Raw genomic sequence first — 21,596 nt, 5'->3', positions numbered from 1 at the left:
GCGGCAGGTTCCGGCGGACCCCGCGGCGCGGTCCGGCCGGTTGGGGACCGGTGCGTCTCGCCCGGTCGCGACCCGAACGCGATGGATGCCATGATCACCCTGACCCTCAACGGCGAGCCGGTGCGGCTCGATCTCGACCCCGACATGCCCCTGCTGTGGGCGCTGCGCGATCATCTCGGGCTGACCGGCACCCGCTTCGGCTGCGGCGAGGGCGAGTGCGGCGCCTGCACCGTGCACCTCGACGGCGAGCCGGTGCGCTCCTGCGGCGTGACCCTGGGCGAGGTCGCGGGGCGCGAGGTGACCACCATCGAGGGGCTCTCGCCCGACGGTCGTCACCCGCTGCAGCTGGCCTGGATCGTCGAGGAGGTGCCGCAGTGCGGCTACTGCCAGTCCGGCCAGCTGATGAGCGCCGCGGCGCTGCTCGCCGCGCACCCGCAGCCGAGCCCCGGGCAGATCGACGCGGCCATGTCCGGGGTGTTGTGCCGTTGCGGCAGCTATGCGCGTATCCGCCGCGCCATCCAGCGCGCGGCCAACCCCGAGGTGCACAATGGTTGATGCCGATCCCGGTCTCCGGCTGAGTCGCCGCGCCCTGCTCAGGCTCGGCCTGCTCGCCGGTGGCGGTCTGGTGCTCGGCATCGGTGCCGCCGACGCCGAGCAGACGGACACGCCCGACGATGCTGCGAGCACGTTCGCCCCCGGCGCCTGGCTGCGTCTCCACGGCGATGGTCGGGTGGTGCTGATGCTGGCGCGCTCGGAGATGGGCCAGGGGGTGACCAGCGCGCTGCCGATGCTGGTGGCCGAGGAGCTGGAGGTCGGACTCGACCAGCTCGAACTCGAACCGGCGCCGGTGGCGCCGGACTATGTCAATCGTCTGCTCGGCGAGCAGGCCACCGGCTGCAGCACCTCGGTGCGCGATGCCTGGGGACCGCTGCGCGAGGCCGGCGCGGTGGCGCGGACCCTGCTCGTGCGCGCCGCCGCCGCACGCTGGGGGGTCGCCCCGGAGGCGTGCCGGGCGCACCGGGGCGCGGTCCATCACCCCGACGGCGAGACCCGGCTCGGCTATGGCGCGCTGGCCGAGGCGGCGGCGCGGTTGCCGCTGCCGGAGTCGGTGGCGCTCAAGGCGCCCGCGCAGTGGCGACTGATCGGTACCCCGCAGCACCGGCTCGACACCCCGGACAAGGTGGTGGGCGCGGCGCGCTACGGGCTCGACGTGCGGCTGCCGGGGATGCGCTATGCCAGCGTGGCGCGTTGTCCGCTCAGCGGCGCGCGGGTCAGCGCCTGGCGCGCCGATGCCGCGCGCGCGGTGCCGGGGGTGGAGGCGGTGCTGGCGGTGCGGCACGGTGTCGCGGTGGTGGCGCGCGATACCTGGAGTCTGCTGCGCGGGCGCGCCGCGCTGGAGATCGATTGCGATCCCGCGGCCGATCCCGCGGCCGATCAGGCGCGGATGGAGACGCGGCTGCGTTCGCGCCTCGATGCGCACGGCGCGGCGCTGGCCGAGTCGCGCGGCGATGCGCTGGCCGTGCTCGAACAGGCCGAGCGGGTGGTCGAGGCCGACTACAGCCTGCCCTTCCTCGCCCATGTCTGCATGGAGCCGATGAACTGCACCGCCGAGGTCAGTGCCGAGCGCTGTGTGATCCATGTCCCCACCCAGGCCCAGCAACGGGTGCTGGAGACGGCGCAGCGCATCACCGGGCTCGCGCCCGAGCGCATCGAGGTGCGCACCACCCTGCTCGGCGGCGGCTTCGGTCGTCGGGTCGAGCAGGATTTCGTCGCCGACGCCGTGGAGCTGGCGCAGCGGCTCGGGCGACCGGTGCAGGTGGTGTGGACCCGCGCCGACGATCTCACCCAGGATCACTACCGCCCGATGACCTGTCACCGGCTGCGCGCCACCCTCGACGCCGAGGGCCTGCCGCGCGCCTGGTATCACCGTATCGTCGGTCCCTCGGTGCTGGCGCGGCTGGCGCCCGATGAGATCGCCGACGGGCTCGACCCGACCCTGGTCGAGGGCGCCACCGCGCTGCCCTACGCACTGCCGGCGCTGCGCGTCGAGTACCGTCGCGCCGATCTGCCGGTCTCGCTCGGGCTGTGGCGCGGCGGCGCGCGGGCGCACAACGCGCATGTCGTCGAGTGCTTCCTCGACGAACTGGCCGCGGCCACCGGTCGCGATCCGCTGGCGCTGCGTCTGGCGCTGCTCGAGGACCAGCCGCGCGCGCGCGCGGTGCTCGAGCGCGTCGCCGCGCTGGCCGGCTGGTCGCAGCCGCCGGCCCCGGGTCACGGACGCGGCATCGCGCTGGCCACCGGTTACGACAGTCTGGTCGCCCAGGTCGTCGAGGTGGCGCCTCGCGCCGCGGGCGACGGGCTGCGGGTGGCGCGGGTGTGGTGCGTGGTCGACTGTGGCCTGGCGGTCGACCCCGACGGGGTGTGCGCGCAGATGGAGGGGGGCATCGCCTTCGGCCTGAGCGTTGCGCTCGGCGAGCGCATCAGCTTCGCCGCCGGGCGGGTCGAGCAGCGCGCGCTCGCCGACTATCGGCTGCTGCGTCTCGACGAGATGCCCGAGGTCGAGGTCGAGCTGATCGCCGGTGCCGCGACCCCGGGCGGGGTGGGGGATCTGGGGCCGCTGGCGCTCTCCCCGGCGCTGGCTGCGGCGATCGCGGCGGCCGGGGGCGAGCGTCAGCGAGCGCTGCCGCTGCGCCTGGGCTGAGCGGAGGTTCAGGCGGCGAGCGCGGCGGCCTGGCGCTGCATCTTGTTGACGATGGCGAAGACGCCGACGTGACGGTTGGGGCTGAGGTGCTCGTCGAGCGCCAGCCCGGTGAACAGGTCGTCGACGTCGAGCGCGGCGATCTCCTCGGCGCTGCGGTTGGAGAACAGCCCGACGAGCAGCGCCACCACGCCCTTGATGATGGCGGTGTCGCAGTCGCCGGCATAGACCAGCCGTCCGCCCTCGGCGGGGCGGGCGACGACGTGCACCAGACTCATGCACTCGACCACGCGGTTGTCCTCGGTCTTGTCGGCGGGGTCCATCGCCGGGAGGCGCTCGCCGAGTTCGACCAGGTACTGATAGCGCTGGTCCCAGTCGTCGAGCAGGTCGAAGTCGTCGATGATGGCCTGGATGGCGGCGTCTTGATGCATGGTGGATCGCTGCGGTTGGTTGCTGGGGTCGGTCGCGCGGGGCGCGCGGCCGACCGAGTCTACCGGATCCGTGCTAGACGCTGAAGGACTCGCCGCAGCCGCACTGGTCCTTGACGTTGGGGTTGCGGAACTCGAAGCCGAGGTTGAGCAGGCTCGAGCGCACGAAGTCGATCTCGGTGCCGTCGATGTGCGCGAGGCTCTGGTCGTCGACCACGATCTTGATGCCGTGGCTCTCGAACACCTGATCGGTGGGCGCGACGGCGTCGGCGTAGTCGACCTCGTAGGCGAAGCCCGAGCAGCCGCTCTTGCGCGTCGCCACCCGCAGCCCGACCCCCTGTCCGCGTTGCTCGATCATCCGGGAGACGTGGCGCGCGGCCGCCTCGGTCAGGGTGACTGCCATGGTTGCTTACCTCATCTGGCTTGTACTGAAGCGTTGAGCCTAGATGGGCGCCGACCGGCGGGGTTTTCAATCCTCGTCGGCGCGCTCAGGCCACCCGGGTGAGCGCCGGGCGGGCAGCGGAGCGCGGCGGCGATCTCGTCGACATCGGCTATATCGAGCGCGACGAGATCCGGCCGTGGGTCGCCGCCGCGTTCGATCTCGCGCAACTGCGCGAGGCGCAGCGCGCCTTTCTCGACAAGCAGCACGTCGGCAGGATCGTGATCCGCGTCGCTCATCCGGAGATCGCGCGCTGAGCGCGACGTCGGTCGCTAGTGACGCTGGTCGTCGACGTCGATGTCGGCGATCGTCGCCATCTCCAGCAGGCCGCGCATCAGCACCGCGCGCGCCGGCGTCTCCAGGGTCTCGATCAGCGCCTGCTTGTCCTCCGGGCTCAGTGGCAGGTGGGCGCAGAGCAGGTTGACCAGGTCGGTGTCGGGCATCTGCTCGAGGTCCTGCCACGGCACCTCGACGCGGCGTACCTGACAGTAGCGCTCGAGCGCGACGAGAAAGGGGCGTCGCTCGGCGATCGCGCCGGACACCGGCTCGTCGAGATCGGCGGCAAAGTCCCGCCACTCGGGCGCCACCCGGCGGTAGCCGGCGCGCTCGGCGAGTTCGCCGGTGACGCGGAAGCGACACACCCCGGTGAGCACCAGCACGATGCGCCCATCGCTGGTCTCGCTGTAGCTGGTGATGCGCCCGGCGCAGCCGACCGGATGGAGCGGGGCGGGCGTCGGCGTCTCGTCCTCGCCCGGCGTCTCCTGCGGCTGGATCATGCCAAGCAGGTGATCGGCGGCGAGGACGTCATTGATCATGCGCAGATAGCGTGGCTCGAAGATATTGAGCGGGAGTTGCACGCCCGGCATCAGCACCGCGCCGGGGAGGGGGAAGACCGCGAGTTCCGTCGGCAGGTCGGCGAACTTGGGGAAGAAGGGGGTGCGCGTCATCTCACTGCTCCGGGGTTCGGTGGACGTGCCCCGCGCCGCGGGCGGAGCGCGCCGCGAATCGGGTTGTACAGCGAGCACATTGGGGTGTGTGCGTCGCATCCCCAGCCTTGCGGCATCGGGTTTGGATTCTTCGGCGGTGACCGCACACTCAGGGATCGAGGTCCGCAGGCGGTGTGACCGAGGTCCGCCGTCGTCCCACCTGCAGCCGAAGCGAGGACGAGATGCACCCAACACCAACGGATGGCGCGCGCGCCGGGCTCGCGGACGAGTTCCGCCGGGTCCGCGCCCTTACCGAACACCTCTGCGAACCGCTCGCCATCGAGGATTACGGCCTCCAGGTCGTCCCCGAGGCCAGCCCGCCGAAGTGGCACCTGGCCCATGTCTCCTGGTTCTACGAGACCTTCCTGCTGCTGCCGTCGCTCGATGGCTATCGCCCCTTCGATCCGCGCTTCGCGCATCTGTTCAACAGCTACTACGAGCAGACCGGCAGCGGCTTCTGGCCGCGCGCCGAGCGTGGGCTGCTGTCGCGCCCCCGGGTCGAGGAGGTCTACGACTATCGCCGCCATGTCGACGCGGCCATGCTGCGCCTGATCGAGTGCTGCGACGCCGAGCGCTGGGCGCGCGTCGAGCTGCGCCTGCGCATCGGGCTCAATCACGAGCAGCAGCACCAGGAGCTGTTGCTCACCGACATCAAGCGCAACCTCGCCCACAACCCGCTGCGCCCGGCCTATCGCGCCGATCTCGCGGCGCCGCCGCCGGGCGTGCCCGAGCCGCTCGACTGGGTGTCGTTCGACGGCGGGCTGGTCGAGATCGGCGCCGGGCCCGAGGGCTTCGCCTACGACAACGAGCGCCCGCGCCATCGCGCCTTCCTCGAACCCTTCGCGCTCGCCGACCGGTTGGTGAGCAACGCCGAGTTCCTCGCCTTCGTCGAGGACGGCGGCTATCGCGATCCCGCCCACTGGCTCTCCGACGGCTGGGCGCGGGTACGCGCCGAGGGTTGGGAGGCGCCGCTCTACTGGGAGCGGGTCGACGGTCAGTGGCAGACGCTGACGCTCGGCGGCATGCGCCCGCTCGACCCCGCCGAGCCGGTCTGTCATGTCAGCTATTACGAGGCCGATGCCTACGCCAGCTGGGCGGGCAAGTCGCTGCCGACCGAGGCGCAGTGGGAGCACGCCGCCGCCGGTGTCGAACGCGCCGGCAACTTCCTCGACAGCGCTCTGCTCCATCCCCGTCCGGCGCGCGGCAGCGGGTTGCGCCAGCTCTTCGGCGATCTCTGGGAGTGGACCGCCTCGGCCTATCTCGCCTATCCCGGCTATCGCGCCCCCGGCGGCGCGATCGGCGAGTACAACGGCAAGTTCATGTGCAACCAGATGGTGCTGCGCGGCGGCTCCTGCGTGAGTTCGCGCGACCATCTGCGGCTCAGTTATCGCAACTTCTTCTATCCCCACGAACGCTGGCAGTTCAAGGGATTCAGACTCGCGGAGGTCGAATGATGAACATCGCCGCCACGCTCGCCACCGGATCGCGCCCGCCTCGCTCGGGGGGCGCGCCGGGAGTGCGCTTCTTCGATGCCCACCCGACCCCGGATGACCTGCGTGCCGAGGTCCTCGCCGGGCTCGCGGGCAGCCCCAAGCGGCTCTCGCCCAAGCTCTTCTATGACGCGCGCGGCTCGCAACTGTTCGACGCCATCACCGAGCTGCCCGAGTACTATCCGACCCGCACCGAGATCGGGATCCTCTGCGATCACGGCGAGGAGATGGCCGACCTGCTCGGGCGCGGCCGGGTGCTGCTCGAACTCGGCAGCGGCAGCAGCCTCAAGATCCGCATCCTGCTCGCCGCGCTCGAACCCGAGATCTACATCCCTATCGACATCTCCCGCGAGCACCTGCGCGCCTCCGCCGAATCGCTCGCCGAGCACTTCCCGGCGCTGGCCATCCATGCCACCTGCGCCGATTATTCCGTCCCCTTCGAGCTGCCGATCGAGGGCGATCGAGAGGGCCTGGCGGCCTTCTTCCCCGGGTCGAGCATCGGCAACTTCGAGCCCGAGGCGGCGCGCGCCCTGCTCCTGCGGGTGGCGGCGCTGGTGGGGATCGGCGGGCGGTTGCTGATCGGCGTCGATCTGCGCAAGGAGCGCGCCGTGCTGGAGGCGGCCTATGACGACGCCCAGGGGGTGACCGCGGCCTTCAATCGCAATCTGCTCGAACGGCTCAACCGCGAACTCGACGCCGACTTCGACCTCGATGCCTTCGTCCATCGCGCCCGCTACGACGACGTCCAGGGGCGCGTCGAGATGTATCTGGAGAGCCTGCGCGAGCAGACCGTGACCGTCGCCGGGCAGCGCTTCGTCTTCGCCGCCGGCGAGACCATCCACACCGAGAACTCCTACAAGTACGACATCGCCGGCTTCCACCAGCTGGCCGCCGGCGCGGGCTTCGTCCCCGAGCGGGTGTGGACCGACCCGCACCGGCTGTTCAGCGTGCACTGTCTGCGCGTCGAGGCCTGCTGAGGGGCTCAGCGCCCGCCGTAGGCCAGGTCCTGGCCGGCGATGGTACGCTCGAGCCGGTCGATCGCCCGGGCGTAGCCGCGGGCGAGGGCGTCGAGGGTCTCGGCGCGCCCGGCGTGCCAGGCGCGTGCGGCGAAGCCCTCGAGCAGCGCGGCGTGGATGCGTCCCTGGTGCAGCCGCAGTCGGTCGGCATTGCCGTGGGCGCGGTGCAGCCGGGCGAGCAGGGCGATCTCGCCGAGCGCCTCGCGATGCGCGGCGCGGTGGTGATAGAGCCGGGCGAGGACGGGGTCGTCGCAGGCGCGGGCGATCGCGCGCAGCCGCTCGGCGCCAGCCTCGGGGTGGGCGAAGGGCTGGTGACAGGCGGGCGTCTCGGCCCGCGGCTGGGGCAGGACGCCGAGCAGACAGCAGAGCAGCGCGAACGTGGCGGCGGGGTGGGGCATGGGCACGACTCCGACGGGGTAAGGCTATACCCGAGTAAAGCACACGGGTAAGGGTTTCGAAACAGGATCGTCATCTTTCTCGCAGGACGCCGCCGGCGCGGCCCCGAGCTTGCGTTTCCCGCCGTCGCGGTCGATGCTGACGGTGGCCGCGCGGCCTGGACGCCCGCGCCCGTGCCCCCGGCGGCAGTGCCGCACCATCCCCCGGAGCCAAGCTGATGAACGAGACCGTGGACGACCCCGTGCTCGAGCACGACATCGAGCTGTTCACCCGGCTGCTCGGCGACGTGCTGCGCGAGCACAGTCGCAAGCGCGTGCTGGTGGTGGTCGAGCGCCTGCGCGAGGGCTTCATGCAGCTGCGCGAGGGCGAGGACGAGACGCTGCGCGCGCGTCTGCGGGCGCGCATCGAGGGGCTCGACCCGCAGACCCTGGCCGAGGTGATCCGCGCCTTTGCGATCTATTTCGGTCTGGTCAACACCGCCGAGGAGCTCAACGCCCATCTCCGGCGCATGGCGCGCGTCTCCTCCGGCGAGCGGCTGTGGCGCGGCTCCTTCGACGACACCGTGCGTCGGCTCGCCGCCGACGGGGTGGCGCCCGCGCCCTTCCAGAGCCTGCTCGAGCACCTGGTCTATCTGCCGGTGTTCACCGCGCATCCCACCGAGGCGCGGCGGCGCACCATCGCCGAGATCTTCCGCCGCATCTTCCTCGCCGGTCAGGACCTGCACCGGCATCGGCTCAACGACGAGGAGCGCGAGGACAAGCTCGCCGAGATCCGCGCCCAGATCCAGATCCTGTGGAAGACCGACGAGGTGCGGGTGCACAAGCCGCAGGTCACCGACGAGGTGCGCCAGGGGCTCTATTTCTTCCGCGAGTCGCTGTTTGGCGCCGTGCCCGAGGTCTATCGCATCCTCGAGAAGGCGGTGCGCCGGGTCCACGGCGCCGAGACCGCCGCGGCGGTGCCGAGCCTGATGCGCTTCGGCTCGTGGATCGGCGGCGATCGCGACGGCAACCCCTTCGTGCGCCCCGAGACCACCGAGCTGGCGGTGCGGATGCACGCCGAGCTGGTGCTCGAGCACTATCTCGAACGGGTGGGGCGGTTGCAGCGCATGCTCAGCCACTCCAGCGCGTTGTGCGAGCCCGCGCCGGCCTTCCTCGACAGCCTCGACGCCGACGAGGACTACTGGGTCGAGACCATGGGGCAGAGCCTGCGCCGCTTCCTCAACGAGCCCTACCGGCGCAAGCTGGCGATGATCGCCCACCGGCTCGAGGCCAACCTGGCGCGGGTGCGCGCCCGTCTCGCCGAGGCCGAGACGCTGCCGGCGGCCGGGTATTGCGATGCCCGCGCCTTTCTCGTCGATCTTCAGCTGATCCGCGACTCGCTGGTCCATCACGGCGATGCCAGCGCCGCCGCCGGGCCGCTCCACGACCTGATCCGTCTGGTCGAGACCTTCGGCTTCCATCTGGTGCAGCTCGATCTGCGCCAGGAGTCGAGCCGCCATACCGAGGCGGTGGCCGAGCTGTTCGCCCGCCAGCCCGGCGCGCCCTACTATCTCGCCTTCGACGAGTCGCAGCGCCTGCTCGCCCTGGCCGAGGCGATCGCCCATCCCCAGCCCTTTGTCATCGACAAGGCGACCCTCGGCGCGGCCACCCGCGAGACCCTGGAGACCTTCGAGACCATCGCCCGGGCGCGCGCCGAGGTCGGCGAGCAGGCAATCGGCCAGTACGTGATCTCGATGACCCACGAGGCCAGTCACGTGCTCGAGGTGATGCTGCTGGCGCGCCTGGCGGGGCTCGCCGGGCACGATCGTCAGGGCTGGTTCTGCACCCTGCAGATCGCGCCGCTGTTCGAGACCATCGACGACCTGGCGCGGATCGATGCGGTGATGGGGCGGCTGTTCACCGACCCCACCTATCGCGCGCTGTTGCGCGCCTCGGGCGATCAGCAGGAGGTGATGCTCGGCTATTCCGACTCCTGCAAGGACGGCGGCATCCTCGCCTCGGGCTGGCGGCTCTACGAGGCCCAGCGCAAGGTGATCGCGCTCGCCGACGAGCACGGCGTGGCCTGCCGTCTGTTCCACGGTCGCGGCGGCACCGTGGGGCGCGGCGGCGGCCCGACCCACGAGGCGATCCTCGCCCAGCCGGCCGATACCGTGCACGGCCAGATCAAGTTCACCGAGCAGGGCGAGGTGCTCTCCTATCGCTACGCCAACCCCGAGACCGCGCGTTATGAACTCACCATGGGGATCAGCGGTCTGATCAAGGCCAGCCGTTGTCTGATCGAGCCCGCCGCGCCCGAGCGCGCCGAGGACCTGGAGGTCATGGCCGAGCTGGCCGCGCACGGCGAGGCGGCCTATCGCGCGCTGGTCGGCGCCGAGGGGCTGCTCGATTACTTCTATGCCTGCACCCCGGTCGACGGCATCGCGTTGCTCAACATCGGTTCGCGCCCGGCGCACCGCAGTCGCGGTGATCGCTCGCTTAGCTCGATTCGCGCCATCCCCTGGGTGTTCGGTTGGGGGCAGGCGCGGCTGACCCTGCCGGGGTGGTTCGGCATCGGCACCGCGCTGGCGCGCTATCGCGGCGACGATCCCGAACGCTTGGCGCGGTTGCGACGGATGTATCGCGAGTGGCCCTTCTTCCGGGTGCTGTTGTCGAACACCCAGATGTCGCTGTTCAAGGCCGAGATGGCGATCGCCCGCGAGTACCTGCGCCTGGCCGACGACCCGTCGCGCGCCGCGGCCCTCCTCGCGCACATCGAGGCCGAGTACCGGCTGACCCTGAGCGAGGTGCTGGCGGTCACCGAGACCGATCGACTGCTCGCCGACCAGCCGGCGCTGCGCCGCTCGCTGCTGCGGCGCAACCGCTATCTCGACCCGCTCAACCACATCCAGGTGGTGCTGCTCGAGCGCTATCGCGGCGAGCCCGAGGCGGAGCAGCGCGAGCAGTGGCTCGACCCGCTGCTGCGTTCGATCAACGCCATCGCCGCCGGGATGCGTAACACTGGTTGAGCGCCGACGCCCGCGTGGCGTCGGCAATGAATATCCCTATTGAAAAAACGGCTTTAAACCACAGAAGATGAAATCACGCGCATCTGCGCGCGGCGGCCAGCGCGGCCGACGCTGGCGCCTCGCGTCACCCGACTCATTCAGACCCCATCGCCATGAACGATCCCGATTCCAACCGCTCCACCCCCGCTCGTCCGGCGCTCGGCGCCAGGGTGCTCGGGGTGGTGCTGCTCTTCTTCAGCGTCGGCCTGGTCTCCTGTCAGGCCTTGTTCTCATGGTGAGCAGCGGGGCCGGACGGCTCGGCGAGCTGCTGCGCGAGGGCGTGGTGGCGCGCGAGACGCCGCGCGCGCCACGGCTGCGCGGGCTGTTGCTGTTCGTGCTGCCGCTGCCGCTGCTGTTCGGCGCGCTGATCGCGCTCGGCGCCGGACGGCTGGAGTCCTTCCTCGCCGACGCCAGCGGCTTCGCGCTGTTCATGGCCGCGGCCTATCTCACCCGGCGCGGCATCCGCGAGGCCCACCTGCGCGATCGCCGCCGGCGCTTCGCGCGGCTGCCGCGGCTGCGGCTGCAGACCCTCGGCGGGCTGCTGGTGGCGCTTGCCACCGGCTGGTGCGTGCTGGTCTCGCTGGGGCAGGGGGCGGGGCTTGCGCTCGCCTTCGCCGCGGTCGCGCTGCTCGGCTTCCATCTCAGCTACGGGCTGGTGCCGGAGGCGCCCGAGCAGCCCTTCGACCTCAGCGATGCCCGTGCGCGCAAGGTCGCCGCGGCGCTCGCCGAGGCCGAGCAGAAGCTCATCGAGGTCGAGACCGCCGCCGCGCGCATCGCCAACCCCGAACTCAAGGCGCGGCTCGGGCGCATCGCGCTCAAGGGTCGGCGTATCCTCGAGCAGATCGCCGAGCGTCCGACCGATCTGTTCCGCGCGCGCAAGTTCCTCAACGTCTATCTCGACGGCGTGCGTCAGGTCACCGACGGCTATGCCCGCACCCACCGTCAGGCCGACGTGCTGGCGCTGGAGGAGAACTTCCGCGGCGTGCTGGTCACCGTCGAGGAGGTCTTCGACGAGCAGCACCAGCGCCTGCTCGACAGCGACCTGATGGACCTCGACGTGCGCATCGAGGTGCTCAAGCAGCAGCTCGAACGCGAGGGCCTGAGCTAGTCGCCCGGCGCGCGCCGTCCTCACCTGTTTTCCCCGGAGATCAACCGCAGTGAGTCAATCCCAGTATCCCCAGACCACCACCGGTCGCACCGACGCCCTGGCCGAGTCGATGACCGAACTCGGGCTGCCCGAGCACGCCGGTGTCGACGAGGCCGAGGTCGAGCGCCTGCTCGGCGAGCTCGACCTCCGCGACGCGCACTCGGTGATGTTCTTCGGCGCCAAGGCCCAGCAGCGTCTCACCGAGGTCTCGGACCGGATGCTCGAGGGCGTGCGCGCCAAGGACACCGGCCCGGCCGGCGCCGCGCTCAGCGAGATGGTCACCACCCTCAAGGGCTTCGACGTCGAGGGGCTCGACCCCAATCGCCGTCAGGGCTGGTTCTCCAAGCTCATCGGCAAGACCCGGCCGATCGCCCGCTTCCTCGAGGAGTACGAGGCGGTGCGCGACCAGATCGAGGACATCTCGCGTGCGCTCGAGGGTCACAAGACCCAGTTGCTCACCGACGTCACCGCGCTCGATCGGCTCTATGCCGCCAATCTCGACTACTTCCGCGCGCTCGAGTCCTATATCCTTGCCGGCGAGCGCAAGCTCGTCGAACTCGACGAGCGGGCGATCCCGGCGCTCGTCGCCCAGGTCGAGGCCGGCGCCGACATGGTCGAGGCGCAACGGCTGCGCGACCTGCGCGGCGCGCGCGATGATCTGGAGCGGCGCGTCCACGACCTCAGGCTCACCCGTCAGGTGGCGATGCAGGGGCTGCCGAGCATCCGGCTGGTGCAGGAAAACGACAAGGGGCTGATCAACAAGATCAACTCCACCCTGGTCAACACCGTGCCGCTGTGGCGCCAGCAGCTCGCCCAGGCGGTGACCATCTTCCGCTCGGCCGAGGCGGCCGATACCCTGAAGGCGGCCACCGACCTCACCAACGAGCTGCTCCAGGCCAACGCCGCCAATCTCAAGTCGGCCAACGCCGAGGCGCGACGCCAGATCGAGCGCGGGGTGTTCGACATCGAGGCGGTCAAGCAGGCCAACCGCAGCCTGATCGAGACCATCGAGGAGAGCCTGCAGATCGCCGATGCCGGCAAGCGCGCGCGCGCCGAGGCGAGCGCCGAGCTGACGCGTCTGGAGGCGGATCTGCGCGCCACGCTCAGTGCCGCCAGCGCCCGAACCGGCGTCGAGCGCGGTTGAACGGGGGCGGGCGGGGCGATTGCGATCGAACTCCGCTCTTCCATTTCTCGCAAGATTCTGTATATTTACGCGTTTACCCGCGGGGTGTCCCGCATCGCTAACAGTTCAGTCTGAGCCAGGACAGCACATGGTCACGATTCGTTTGTCCCGTGGTGGTTCGAAGAAGAACCCCTTCTATCAGGTCGTTGTCGCCGACGTGCGCGCCAAGCGCGACGGTCGCTACATCGAGCGCCTCGGTTTCTACAACCCGACCGCCAAGGGCGGTGAGGTCGAGCTCCGCATCAACCGCGAGCGCGCCGATTACTGGCTCGGCCAGGGCGCCCAGCCGACCGACCGCGCCGCGCAGCTGCTCAAGCAGGCTGCCAAGGACGCCGAGGCCGTCGCGGCCTGAGACCGCACGGGATGACGAGCGCGATGACTGATCGGTCGCCGTCGACGCGGCGCATCGTGCTCGGGCGCATCGCCGGCGTCTATGGCGTGCGCGGCTGGGTGCGGGTGTTCTCCGAGACCGACCCGCGCGAGGGCATTCTCCACTATAGCCAGTGGCTGCTCGGTCCCGAGGCGCGGCCCTGCAAGCTCGCCGAGGGCAAGCGTCACGGCAAGGGTCTGGTCGCCCGGCTCGAGGGCTGCGACGACCGTGATCAGGCCGCCGCGCTGGTCGGTCAGGAGATCGCCATCACCCGCGATCAACTGCCGCCGCCGCGTGCCGACGAGTTCTACTGGTGCGACCTCGAACAGCTCGAGGTCCACACCACCGAGGGGCAATCGCTCGGTCGTGTCAGCCATCTGTTCGCCACCGGCGCCAACGACGTGCTGGTGGTGAAGGGCGAGCGCGAACGACTGATCCCCTTCGTGTGGGAGGATGTCGTCAAGCAGGTGGACTTCGCCGCAGGCCGCGTCGAGGTCGACTGGGACCCCGACTTCTGAGCGGCCCCGAGGCCGAACAGAGGGTCCATACGCCATGCGTTTCGACGTCATCACCCTGTTTCCCGAGATGTTCGGCACCTTCGCCGAGCAGGGCGTCACCGGGCGGGCGCTGACCCGTGGGCTGGCTGCGTTGCAGCTGTGGAATCCGCGCGATTTCACCCACGATGTCCACCGCACCGTCGACGATCGTCCCTACGGGGGCGGGCCGGGGATGGTGATGAAGGTCGAGCCGCTGCGCGCGGCCATCGCCGCCGCACGCGCGGCGGCGCCGGCGAGCCGGGTCGCCTATCTCTCGCCCCAGGGGCGGGTGCTCGATCAGACCGCGATGGTCGAGATCGCCACGCAACCGGGGTGGATCCTGCTCGCCGGGCGCTATGAGGGTGTCGACGAGCGGCTGATCGAGGGGCACGTCGACGAGGAATGGTCGATCGGCGACTATGTCCTCAGTGGCGGCGAGCTGCCGGCCATGGTGGTGATGGACGCGGTGATCCGGCTGCTGCCGGGCGCGCTCGGGCACGCCGATTCGGCGCGTCAGGATTCACACATGGACGGGCTACTGGACTGCCCCCATTACACACGACCGGAGCGGATCGACGGAGAGGAGGTCCCTGCGGTGCTGGTCGGCGGCGATCACCGCGCGATCGAACGTTGGCGGTTGCGCCAGGCGCTAGGGCGGACCTGGTTGCGCCGACCGGAAATGCTGGAGCGGCGAGGCCTGAGTGCGGACGAACAGGCGCTGCTCGATGACTTCGTCCGGGCCCATCATGCCGATGGCGCCGGGTAAGAACAGGAGCCTAAGGAAACCATGAGCAACATCATTCAACAGCTCGAGAACGAGCAGATCACCCGTGAAGTGCCGGATTTCGCCCCGGGCGACACCGTCGTCGTCCAGGTGCGCGTGAAGGAAGGCAGCCGTGAGCGCCTGCAGGCGTTCGAGGGCGTGGTGATCGCCATCCGCAACCGCGGTCTGAACTCCGCCTTCACCGTGCGCAAGATCTCCCACGGCGAGGGCGTCGAGCGCGTCTTCCAGACCTACAGCCCGACCATCGCCGGGATCGAGGTCAAGCGCAAGGGCGACGTGCGTCGCGCCAAGCTCTACTACCTGCGCGAGCGTTCCGGCAAGGCCGCCCGCATCAAGGAAAAGGTCTGAGGTTCGTGGCGGCCGCCCGCCCGGGCGGCTGCGCGTTCTGGACGCCTTGTCCCGGACCTTCCTCTGGCACGATTACGAGACCTGGGGTGCCGACCCCCGGCGTGATCGTGCCTGTCAGTTCGCCGGTGTGCGCACCAATGCCGAGCTCGAAGAGATCGGCGATCCGCTGGTGCTCTACTGCCGCCCGGCCACCGACCTGCTGCCCCATCCCGACGCCTGTCTGATCACCGGCATCACGCCGCAGCTGGCCGCGCGCGAAGGGGTGTGCGAGGCCGAGTTCGCCGCCGCCATCCATGCCGAACTGGCCACCCCCGGTACCTGCGGGGTCGGTTACAACAGCCTGCGCTTCGATGACGAGGTCACCCGTCATCTGCTCTATCGCAACCTGTTCGATCCCTATGCCCGCGAGTGGCGCAACGGCAACTCGCGCTGGGACCTGATCGACACCCTGCGTCTGGCCCACGCGCTGCGCCCCGAGGGCATCGCCTGGCCGCGACACGAGGACGGCTCCACCTCGTTCCGGCTCGAGGCGCTGAGCGCGGCCAACGGTATCGAGCACGGTCAGGCGCACGACGCGCTGGCCGACGTGCGCGCCACCATCGCCCTGGCGCGGTTGCTCAAGCGCGCCCAGCCGCGGCTGTTCGACTACGCCCTGACCCTGCGCGACAAGCGTCAGGCGCGCGCGCTGATCGATCGCGGACAGCCGCTGCTCCACGCCTCGGCGCGCTACCCGGCCGCACTCGGCTGCATCGCCCCGATCGCCGCGCTCGCCCCCCATCCGGGCAACCCCAACGGGGTGCTCTGCTTCGACCTGCGCCACCACCCGGCGCTGCTGCTCGACACCCCGATCGATGAGCTGCGCGCGCGTCTGTTCACCCCGGCCGCGGCGCGCGGCGCCGATGTGCAGCGCCCGCCGCTCAAGACCGTGCACCTCAACCGCGCCCCGGTGCTCGCCCCGCTCAAGACCCTGGGGGGGGAGGCCGCCGCGCGCTGGCAGATCGACCCCGCCGCGGTCGAACAGCACGCCCGCTTCGCCGCCGAGCACGCCGCCGAGCTGGCCAAGCGGGCGCGGGCGCTGTTCGACACCCCGCCCGCGGCCGAGACCGATCCCGACCTGATGCTCTACGGCGGCGGTTTCCTCGGCGATCGCGACCGCCGCCTGCTCGACGAGCTGCGTCGCCTGCCGCCGGCGCAGCTCGCCGGGCTCGCCCCGGCGTTCGAGGACCCGCGCCTGCCGGAGATGCTCTTCCGCTATCGCGCGCGCAACTGGCCCGAGACCCTCTCGCCGGAGGAGCGCGAGCGCTGGGACGGCTATCGTCTGGCGCGCCTCACCGAGCCCGATGGGGGCGCGAGCCTCACCATCGACGACTTCGAGCAGCGGCTTGCCGAACTCGACGCCGAGGGCCTCGACCCCGCCCGCGCCAAGGTGCTCGAAGCGCTCGCCGACTGGGCCGAGCAGGTCCTCGACATCGCCCCCTGAGCCGCCCTCAGCAGGCCAGCTCCACCGACAGTACGCGGATGTACTGCTCGTCGAACTCCCAGCGGATATTGCGATCGTAGAGCTGCAGCCCGAAGCGGCGCCGCTCCGGATAACGGTCCATGTAACCGGGACGCGGGTCCTGGGTCAGCACCTGCTCGATCAACGCGCGCAGCCCCAGGCGGCCATCGGGGTCGGCCTGGGCGATGCCCTCGAGCGCGGCGGCCTCGAAGCGGATCGGGCGCAGACACACCACCCGCTCCTGGGCAAAGCCGCTGCGCGCATCGTGCAGCGCGTCGGCGTAGGGGACATAGGGCTTGATGTCGAGCACCGGGGTGCCGTCGAGCAGATCGATCCCGCGCAGCCTCAGCGCCAGCCCGTTGCCGTCGCGCTCCAACCCCTCGTGCGCCACCGCCGAGATCCCGATCGGGTTGGGCCGATAGGGCGCGCGGCTGGCGAACACCCCCACCGTCGAGCGCCCGCCGAGCCGGGGCGGGCGCACCGTCGGGCGCCATCCGGCATCGAGACAGTCGTCGTGGAAGACGAACACCACCCAGACGTGGGAGAAGCCCTCCAGGGCCTTGAACGCCTCCTCGCGGGCGTACTCGGGGCAGAGTTCGAGCCGGGCGTGGGCGGCCTCGACCAGCCGCGGCTGACGGGGGATGCCGAACTTGTCGGTATAGGGCGAGCGGATGAAACCGATGGGGTCGAAACTGAAGGACATCGAGACTCCGTGTGCGTGTGGACCCTTTTGCCGGACGCGCGCGCGCGGCAAAAGGGTCCAGCCTACCATCTCGGCGCCGTCTCAGAGCAGCAGCTTGAACGCGAGCAGCGCGCCGAGGGTCAGCGTCAGTACGCCCACCGCGCCCCGGATCAGCGCCTCGGGCAGGCGACGCACCGTGACCGTGGCCAGCGGCACCGAGAGCAGCGCGCCGGCGCTCAGCGGCAGCGCCAGCGACCAGTCGATAGCACCGCCGAGCAGCAGATAGGCGATGAGCCCGATCAGGCAGGTGAGCGCCTCGGCCATCGAGGTGATCGCCACCGCCTGACGCGGCGCCACCCCCGAGACCACCTGGCCCGAGGTCACCAGCGGCCCGTAGCCGCCCCCGCTCAGCCCCTTGTTGAAGGCCGCGATCGAGCCGATGGCGAGGATCCCCGCCGGGCGATAGCGCAGTCGGCGGCGCGCGGTGATCAGGGTGACCAGCCCCATGCCGAGCACGATCACCGCGATCGCCACCGAAAACCACTGGGTCGAGAGCCGGACGGCCAACAGCACCGCGCTGATCGCCCCCACCGCGCTCAGCGTCGCCAGCAGCCAGAAGGTGCGCCGCGCCTGATGGTCGCGGCGCAGGTCGATGTTGCCGTCGCGGTGGTGCAGCAGCCCGGCGGCGAGCCCGGTAAACAGCTCCGAGAGCAGTACCGCGGGGACGATCTGCAAGGGCGCGAAGCCGGCGAGCAACAGCAGCGGGGTGAGGGTGGTGCCATAGCCCATGCCGAGACTGGAATCGAGATACTCGCAGAGCAGCGCGGCGGCGAACACCGCCAGCAGCGCCGCGCTGCCGAGGCTGATCCACTCGGGGTCGAACAGCCCCTGCTCGACCAGCGGGTCGCGCGCCAGCAGCGCGAGCACCACGCTCGAGACCAGGACCGCCCACAGCAGCAGACGACGACGATGGGTGCGGTAGACCTCGGAGAGGGTCGCGACGGTGGCGACGGCGGCATTCATGGATCGGGACTCCTTGGGTTCGTTTGGTGGAAGACTGGCTCCCCCTAGAACAAGAACCGGGCCAGGATGTGGCGGGATCGCCCAAGTCATTGAACGGAAAACACTGTACGGAACACGGGAGAGATCCGGCTAAGGACAGACCGCTGTTCATGCCGTTTCATATCATGGATAATCCGTTTCATTGAACGGCTTAGCCATGAAATAAAACGGATATGGACGATCAGGACCCGATGTTGCTCGCCCTGTGGCGCGCGCTCTGTTGTCGCCCGGCGCTCTGCGAGGGCGCGCCCGCGCTCTCGGCGCTGCTCGCCGGGCACCTCGCCCACGATTGGCTGCTGCTGCTCGAACTCGACCCTGCGCAGGGGCGGTTGCAACCGCTGGGGTGGGGCGGCGCGCCGCCACCGGCGCTGACGCGCGCGCGCACGCCGAGCATCGATCAGCGCGCGCGGCTGCGGCGCTGGTGTCTGCGCGGCGAGGCACGGGTCGCGTCGCTCGCCGCGCTCGCCGACGACCTCCCCGGGCTGCTGCCGACGGGGCTGGCGGGGCGGGGCGGGGCGCTCGGGCTCGCGCTCGACGACGAGGCGCTGGGCGTGTTGCTGCTCGGTGGCGCGATCGACGCCGGGGCCGAGCGGCTGCTGCGCGCCATCGCCCACCCCTGCGCGGTGGCGTTGCGCAACGACCACCATCTGCGCGAGCTGGCGCGGCTGCGCGAGAGTGCCGAGGCCGATCGTCACTCGCTGCTCACCCGGCTCGGTCGACAGGGACTCGGCGACACCCTGATCGGCGCCGAGGGCGGACTGCGCGGGGTGATGCAGGGCGTCGAGCAGGTCGCCCCCACCGACACCCCGGTGCTGCTGCTCGGCGAGACCGGCTCGGGCAAGGAGGTGATCGCGCGCGCCATCCACGCCCGCTCGCGCCGCGCCGAGGCGCCCTTCGTGCGCGTCAACTGCGGCGCCATCCCGCCGGAGCTGGCCGACTCCGAGCTGTTCGGTCACGAGCGCGGCAGCTTCACCGGCGCCACCAGCCGACGTCAGGGCTGGTTCGAGCGCGCCGACGGCGGCACCCTGCTGCTCGACGAGATCGGCGAGCTGCCGCTCGCCGTCCAGGTGCGGCTGCTGCGCATCCTCCAGGACGGCAGCTTCGAGCGCGTCGGCGGTCAGCAGCCGTTGCGCGCCGACGTGCGGCTGATCGCCGCCACCCATCGCGACCTCCACGCGATGGTCGCCGACGGGCGCTTTCGCGAGGATCTGTGGTATCGCATCAACGTCTTCCCGCTACGCCTGCCGGCGCTGCGCGAGCGCCGCGACGACATCCCCGCGCTGGCCGCGCATCTTGCGCGCAAGTCGGCGCTGCGCCTCGGGCTGGCGCCGCAGCAGCCGAGCGCCGATGAGTTGGCGCTGCTGCTCGACTACCCCTGGCCGGGCAACGTGCGCGAACTCGGCGCGGTGATCGAGCGCGCCGCCATCTTGGGCGAAGGGCGCGGGCTGGCCATCGCCCAGGCGCTCGGTGCCGGTGGGCCGGGGGTGCCGCGCCCGCGCGTCGAGGTCGTGTCCACCGCCGAGACGGATGCCATCGCGCCGCTCGATCAGGCGGTGCGCGCGCACATCGCCGCCGCGCTGCGCCACACCCGGGGCCGGATCGAGGGCCCGCACGGCGCCGCGCGCCTGCTCGCGCTCAACCCCAACACCCTGCGCTCGCGGATGCGTCGGCTGGGGCTGGCCGCGCGCGATTTCCGCGACTGAGCGGGCCGCGCGCCGATCGTGCTTGTGCGCGCTCGCCGAATCGGCGAGACTCGAGTCATGTCACAGGTCCTCGTCCTCGCTCATCGCCCCCGCTACGTCGCCCGCCTCATGCGCTGGCTGGCGCGTCGCCGCGTGCCCGGGTGAACCGAAGACGACTGTCCCTGCGTTCCTTCGATCCCTCATCCCAGGCCGCGGCATCCCCGCGGCCTGTTTCGTTCCCGTCTCCGTGCAATGGAGGTTTCAGGTGTCGGTTCCGGCGGCATTCATCGGTGTGGTCCTGATCTGGTCGACCACGCCACTGGCGATCAAGTGGAGCAGCGAGGCGGGCGCCCAGTTCGGCGTCACCGCGCGCATGGTCCTCGGCGTCTTCCTCTGTCTGGTGCTGGTGGCGGTGATGAGCCGACGCATGCGCTGGAACCGCGCGGCGCTGCTGACCTATCTGGCCGCCGGACTCGGCATCTGGGGCTCGATGAGCTGCGTCTACTGGGCGGCGCAGTTCATCTCCTCGGGGCTGATCTCGGTGCTGTTCGGGCTGACCCCGGTGGTCACCGCGCTGATGGCCGCCGTCTGGCTCGGCGAGCGCGCGCTCACCCCGGCGCGCCTGCTCGGCATCGCCGTCGGCATCGGCGGGCTGTGGCTGATCTTCGCCCAGGGGCTGGCGCTCGGCGGTCCGGCGCTGCTGGGCATGGCCGGGGTGCTGGTGACGGTGGTGATCCACTCGGCCAGCGCGGTCTGGATCAAGCGCATCGGCGCGCGCCTGCACCCGGTCGAGACCACCACCGGCGCACTGCTGATCGCGGTGCCGCTGTTCCTGCTGAGCTGGGGGCTGAGCGAGGGCTTTGCGCCGCCGGAGACGCTGCCGCCGCGCGCGCTCTGGTCGATCCTCTACCTGGCGGTGTTCGGCTCGACCCTGGGCTTCATCCTCTACTACTTCGTGCTCCACCACATGCAGGCGAGCCGGGTGGCGCTGATCCCGCTCATCACCCCGGTGCTCGCCCTGCTCCTCGGCCACCTCGTCAACGACGAGCTGCTGACCCCGAGGATCTGGCTCGGCAGCCTCACCATCCTCGCCGGCCTCGCCCTGTTCGAGTGGGGCGACCGGTGGTGGCGGCGCTGGCGGGTGGTGCGGTGAGCTGGGGGCATCCCCGCGTGTGCGGGGAACGCTGAACGCTTGTTTCCAGGTCCGGCTGGCTGGCCGGCTCATCCCCGCATGCGCGGGGAACACCTGCCGACGCGAAGGCCGGTGAAGCGCTCGACCGGTTCATCCCCGCATGCGCGGGGAACACCAGCGGGTTTGTGCCTTCCGGCACGGTCAGGTCGGTTCATCCCCGCATGCGCGGGGAACACCCACCGCGCCCGGACTGGTCGCGCTGTTGCCGCGGTTCATCCCCGCATGCGCGGGGAACACATGTTGGCCGACGGCTCCGAAATGTTCGCGCTCGGTTCATCCCCGCATGCGCGGGGAACACCTCAGATTACTAATAAGCTGGTAATACCGAAGCGGTTCATCCCCGCATGCGCGGGGAACACGGGTTCCAGCCGGTCACGCCATTCAAGATGGTCGGTTCATCCCCGCATGCGCGGGGAACACCTGATTGGCTCAGCGTTACCCGACTCGGAGGCCGGTTCATCCCCGCATGCGCGGGGAACACGACCCACTAAGATACCGTCTTTCCCGTCAAGCCGCGGAAGCGTAATCGGGCTGGTAGGGACGACGGTTCTTGAACACACCGAAGCAGATGTGGGCGAGTTTCCGCATGGCGGCGCCGAGGGCGACCATCTTGGGC

Annotated in this window: 22 protein-coding genes, 1 pseudogene and 1 CRISPR repeat array; of the genes and pseudogenes, 16 read left to right on the top strand and 7 right to left on the bottom strand. The window is 70.7% G+C overall.

Annotated features, from left to right (window positions below; translation table 11 throughout):
• Nucleotides 1-90 precede the first annotated feature (90 nt).
• A complete protein-coding gene (locus EBL85_RS10675) occupies nucleotides 91-555 on the top strand; it encodes a (2Fe-2S)-binding protein (RefSeq protein ID WP_123141009.1) in 465 nt (154 codons plus the stop codon).
• On the top strand, nucleotides 548-2,701 hold the full coding sequence (locus EBL85_RS10670) for a xanthine dehydrogenase family protein molybdopterin-binding subunit (protein ID WP_123142899.1): 2,154 nt from the start codon (nucleotides 548-550) through the stop codon (nucleotides 2,699-2,701). Before EBL85_RS10675 ends, EBL85_RS10670 begins: the two co-directional genes overlap by 8 nt.
• 8 nt (nucleotides 2,702-2,709) lie before the next feature.
• On the opposite strand, the gene EBL85_RS10665 is transcribed toward EBL85_RS10670, so the two are convergent.
• Nucleotides 2,710-3,129: a SufE family protein gene (locus EBL85_RS10665; RefSeq protein ID WP_123141007.1), complete on the bottom strand. Its 420-nt coding sequence runs from the start codon at nucleotides 3,127-3,129 to the stop codon at nucleotides 2,710-2,712.
• 73 nt (nucleotides 3,130-3,202) lie between these two features.
• On the bottom strand, nucleotides 3,203-3,529 hold the full coding sequence (locus EBL85_RS10660) for an iron-sulfur cluster assembly accessory protein (protein WP_123141006.1): 327 nt from the start codon (nucleotides 3,527-3,529) through the stop codon (nucleotides 3,203-3,205).
• Nucleotides 3,530-3,627: 98 nt separating this feature from the next.
• On the opposite strand from EBL85_RS10660, the gene EBL85_RS10655 reads away from it, so the two are divergent.
• Entirely contained in the window at nucleotides 3,628-3,822 is a 195-nt protein-coding gene (locus EBL85_RS10655; RefSeq protein ID WP_190287953.1) for a hypothetical protein, read from the top strand.
• A 15-nt stretch (nucleotides 3,823-3,837) separates the two neighbouring features.
• On the opposite strand, the gene EBL85_RS10650 is transcribed toward EBL85_RS10655, so the two are convergent.
• Nucleotides 3,838-4,512, bottom strand: coding sequence for an LON peptidase substrate-binding domain-containing protein (locus EBL85_RS10650; protein WP_123142898.1), 675 nt, complete (start codon nucleotides 4,510-4,512; stop codon nucleotides 3,838-3,840).
• A gap of 221 nt (nucleotides 4,513-4,733) precedes the next feature.
• Between EBL85_RS10650 and egtB the strand changes: the two genes are divergently transcribed.
• On the top strand, nucleotides 4,734-6,005 hold the full coding sequence (egtB, locus tag EBL85_RS10645; RefSeq protein ID WP_123142909.1) for an ergothioneine biosynthesis protein EgtB: 1,272 nt from the start codon (nucleotides 4,734-4,736) through the stop codon (nucleotides 6,003-6,005).
• The gene (gene egtD, locus EBL85_RS10640) at nucleotides 6,002-7,018 is read left to right on the top strand and encodes an L-histidine N(alpha)-methyltransferase (protein WP_123142897.1); all 1,017 of its coding nucleotides are present in this window, start codon (nucleotides 6,002-6,004) and stop codon (nucleotides 7,016-7,018) included. Before egtB ends, egtD begins: the two co-directional genes overlap by 4 nt.
• A 5-nt stretch (nucleotides 7,019-7,023) precedes the next feature.
• Here the strand turns inward: egtD and EBL85_RS10635 are convergent, their stop codons facing one another.
• On the bottom strand, nucleotides 7,024-7,455 hold the full coding sequence (locus EBL85_RS10635; RefSeq protein ID WP_123142896.1) for a hypothetical protein: 432 nt from the start codon (nucleotides 7,453-7,455) through the stop codon (nucleotides 7,024-7,026).
• 215 nt (nucleotides 7,456-7,670) lie between these two features.
• Here EBL85_RS10635 and ppc point away from each other — a divergent pair, with 215 nt between their 5' ends.
• The 9 genes from ppc to sbcB all read left to right on the top strand — a co-directional run bounded on the left by ppc (nucleotide 7,671) and on the right by sbcB (nucleotide 16,344).
• The gene (ppc, locus tag EBL85_RS10630; RefSeq protein ID WP_123142895.1) at nucleotides 7,671-10,457 is read left to right on the top strand and encodes a phosphoenolpyruvate carboxylase; all 2,787 of its coding nucleotides are present in this window, start codon (nucleotides 7,671-7,673) and stop codon (nucleotides 10,455-10,457) included.
• 152 nt (nucleotides 10,458-10,609) lie between these two features.
• Nucleotides 10,610-10,735, top strand: a complete 126-nt coding sequence (locus EBL85_RS17560; RefSeq protein WP_255419394.1) for a hypothetical protein — start codon at nucleotides 10,610-10,612, stop codon at nucleotides 10,733-10,735.
• Complete coding sequence (locus tag EBL85_RS10625) at nucleotides 10,729-11,604, top strand: 5-bromo-4-chloroindolyl phosphate hydrolysis family protein (RefSeq protein WP_123142894.1); 876 nt, start codon at nucleotides 10,729-10,731, stop codon at nucleotides 11,602-11,604. The genes EBL85_RS17560 and EBL85_RS10625 overlap by 7 nt, the downstream gene beginning before the upstream one ends.
• Nucleotides 11,605-11,653: 49 nt before the next feature.
• Entirely contained in the window at nucleotides 11,654-12,787 is a 1,134-nt protein-coding gene (locus tag EBL85_RS10620) for a toxic anion resistance protein (protein WP_190288070.1), read from the top strand.
• Nucleotides 12,788-12,914: 127 nt separating this feature from the next.
• Complete coding sequence (gene rpsP / locus EBL85_RS10615) at nucleotides 12,915-13,178, top strand: 30S ribosomal protein S16 (protein ID WP_123141000.1); 264 nt, start codon at nucleotides 12,915-12,917, stop codon at nucleotides 13,176-13,178.
• 23 nt (nucleotides 13,179-13,201) lie between these two features.
• A complete protein-coding gene (gene rimM, locus EBL85_RS10610) occupies nucleotides 13,202-13,714 on the top strand; it encodes a ribosome maturation factor RimM (RefSeq protein ID WP_165913467.1) in 513 nt (170 codons plus the stop codon).
• A 34-nt stretch (nucleotides 13,715-13,748) separates the two neighbouring features.
• Entirely contained in the window at nucleotides 13,749-14,498 is a 750-nt protein-coding gene (gene trmD, locus EBL85_RS10605) for a tRNA (guanosine(37)-N1)-methyltransferase TrmD (protein ID WP_123140998.1), read from the top strand.
• 21 nt (nucleotides 14,499-14,519) lie between these two features.
• Nucleotides 14,520-14,864, top strand: coding sequence for a 50S ribosomal protein L19 (gene rplS / locus EBL85_RS10600; protein WP_123140997.1), 345 nt, complete (start codon nucleotides 14,520-14,522; stop codon nucleotides 14,862-14,864).
• Nucleotides 14,865-14,910: 46 nt separating this feature from the next.
• Nucleotides 14,911-16,344: an exodeoxyribonuclease I gene (gene sbcB, locus EBL85_RS10595; protein WP_123142893.1), complete on the top strand. Its 1,434-nt coding sequence runs from the start codon at nucleotides 14,911-14,913 to the stop codon at nucleotides 16,342-16,344.
• A 7-nt stretch (nucleotides 16,345-16,351) separates the two neighbouring features.
• Here sbcB and tsaA read toward each other — a convergent pair whose 3' ends face one another.
• Together tsaA and EBL85_RS10585 are read right to left on the bottom strand one after the other, a co-directional pair.
• Complete coding sequence (gene tsaA / locus EBL85_RS10590; RefSeq protein WP_123140995.1) at nucleotides 16,352-17,065, bottom strand: tRNA (N6-threonylcarbamoyladenosine(37)-N6)-methyltransferase TrmO; 714 nt, start codon at nucleotides 17,063-17,065, stop codon at nucleotides 16,352-16,354.
• Nucleotides 17,066-17,146: 81 nt separating this feature from the next.
• Complete coding sequence (locus EBL85_RS10585) at nucleotides 17,147-18,067, bottom strand: sulfite exporter TauE/SafE family protein (protein ID WP_123142892.1); 921 nt, start codon at nucleotides 18,065-18,067, stop codon at nucleotides 17,147-17,149.
• Nucleotides 18,068-18,297: 230 nt separating this feature from the next.
• Here EBL85_RS10585 and EBL85_RS10580 point away from each other — a divergent pair, with 230 nt between their 5' ends.
• Together EBL85_RS10580 and EBL85_RS10575 are read left to right on the top strand one after the other, a co-directional pair.
• Nucleotides 18,298-19,809 (top strand): sigma-54-dependent Fis family transcriptional regulator, encoded by a 1,512-nt coding sequence (locus tag EBL85_RS10580; RefSeq protein ID WP_223806119.1) that lies wholly within the window; start codon nucleotides 18,298-18,300, stop codon nucleotides 19,807-19,809.
• A 244-nt stretch (nucleotides 19,810-20,053) separates the two neighbouring features.
• A complete protein-coding gene (locus EBL85_RS10575; RefSeq protein ID WP_123142891.1) occupies nucleotides 20,054-20,941 on the top strand; it encodes a DMT family transporter in 888 nt (295 codons plus the stop codon).
• 3 nt (nucleotides 20,942-20,944) lie between these two features.
• Nucleotides 20,945-21,461: direct repeats of the CRISPR family, unit length 29 nt; unit sequence CGGTTCATCCCCGCATGCGCGGGGAACAC.
• 26 nt (nucleotides 21,462-21,487) lie between these two features.
• Here EBL85_RS10575 and EBL85_RS10570 read toward each other — a convergent pair.
• Nucleotides 21,488-21,596 (bottom strand): annotated as a pseudogene (locus EBL85_RS10570) (IS110 family transposase); the annotation flags it as partial.

It is taken from the genome of Marichromatium sp. AB32, assembly GCF_003718675.1.
In the GTDB taxonomy this organism is placed as follows: Bacteria; Pseudomonadota; Gammaproteobacteria; order Chromatiales; family Chromatiaceae; genus Marichromatium; species Marichromatium gracile.
Note: the sequence above shows the minus strand (reverse complement) of the source record. Positions and strands in the feature narration are given on the sequence as shown.

Bases quoted from the DNA above. Each gene is read 5' to 3' on its own strand.
- rplS (WP_123140997.1), top strand. From the start codon at position 14,520: ATGAGCAACATCATTCAACAGCTCGAGAACGAGCAGATCACCCGTGAA.
- rpsP (WP_123141000.1), top strand. From the start codon at position 12,915: ATGGTCACGATTCGTTTGTCCCGTGGTGGTTCGAAGAAGAACCCCTTC.
- EBL85_RS17560 (WP_255419394.1), top strand. From the start codon at position 10,610: ATGAACGATCCCGATTCCAACCGCTCCACCCCCGCTCGTCCGGCGCTC.
- EBL85_RS10625 (WP_123142894.1), top strand. From the start codon at position 10,729: ATGGTGAGCAGCGGGGCCGGACGGCTCGGCGAGCTGCTGCGCGAGGGC.
- EBL85_RS10650 (WP_123142898.1), bottom strand. From the start codon at position 4,512: ATGACGCGCACCCCCTTCTTCCCCAAGTTCGCCGACCTGCCGACGGAA.
- EBL85_RS10665 (WP_123141007.1), bottom strand. From the start codon at position 3,129: ATGCATCAAGACGCCGCCATCCAGGCCATCATCGACGACTTCGACCTG.
- rimM (WP_165913467.1), top strand. From the start codon at position 13,202: ATGACTGATCGGTCGCCGTCGACGCGGCGCATCGTGCTCGGGCGCATC.
- EBL85_RS10585 (WP_123142892.1), bottom strand. From the start codon at position 18,067: ATGAATGCCGCCGTCGCCACCGTCGCGACCCTCTCCGAGGTCTACCGC.
- EBL85_RS10660 (WP_123141006.1), bottom strand. From the start codon at position 3,529: ATGGCAGTCACCCTGACCGAGGCGGCCGCGCGCCACGTCTCCCGGATG.
- trmD (WP_123140998.1), top strand. From the start codon at position 13,749: ATGCGTTTCGACGTCATCACCCTGTTTCCCGAGATGTTCGGCACCTTC.
- ppc (WP_123142895.1), top strand. From the start codon at position 7,671: ATGAACGAGACCGTGGACGACCCCGTGCTCGAGCACGACATCGAGCTG.
- EBL85_RS10580 (WP_223806119.1), top strand. From the start codon at position 18,298: ATGTTGCTCGCCCTGTGGCGCGCGCTCTGTTGTCGCCCGGCGCTCTGC.
- EBL85_RS10635 (WP_123142896.1), bottom strand. From the start codon at position 7,455: ATGCCCCACCCCGCCGCCACGTTCGCGCTGCTCTGCTGTCTGCTCGGC.
- egtB (WP_123142909.1), top strand. From the start codon at position 4,734: ATGCACCCAACACCAACGGATGGCGCGCGCGCCGGGCTCGCGGACGAG.
- egtD (WP_123142897.1), top strand. From the start codon at position 6,002: ATGATGAACATCGCCGCCACGCTCGCCACCGGATCGCGCCCGCCTCGC.
- EBL85_RS10675 (WP_123141009.1), top strand. From the start codon at position 91: ATGATCACCCTGACCCTCAACGGCGAGCCGGTGCGGCTCGATCTCGAC.
- EBL85_RS10670 (WP_123142899.1), top strand. From the start codon at position 548: ATGGTTGATGCCGATCCCGGTCTCCGGCTGAGTCGCCGCGCCCTGCTC.
- tsaA (WP_123140995.1), bottom strand. From the start codon at position 17,065: ATGTCCTTCAGTTTCGACCCCATCGGTTTCATCCGCTCGCCCTATACC.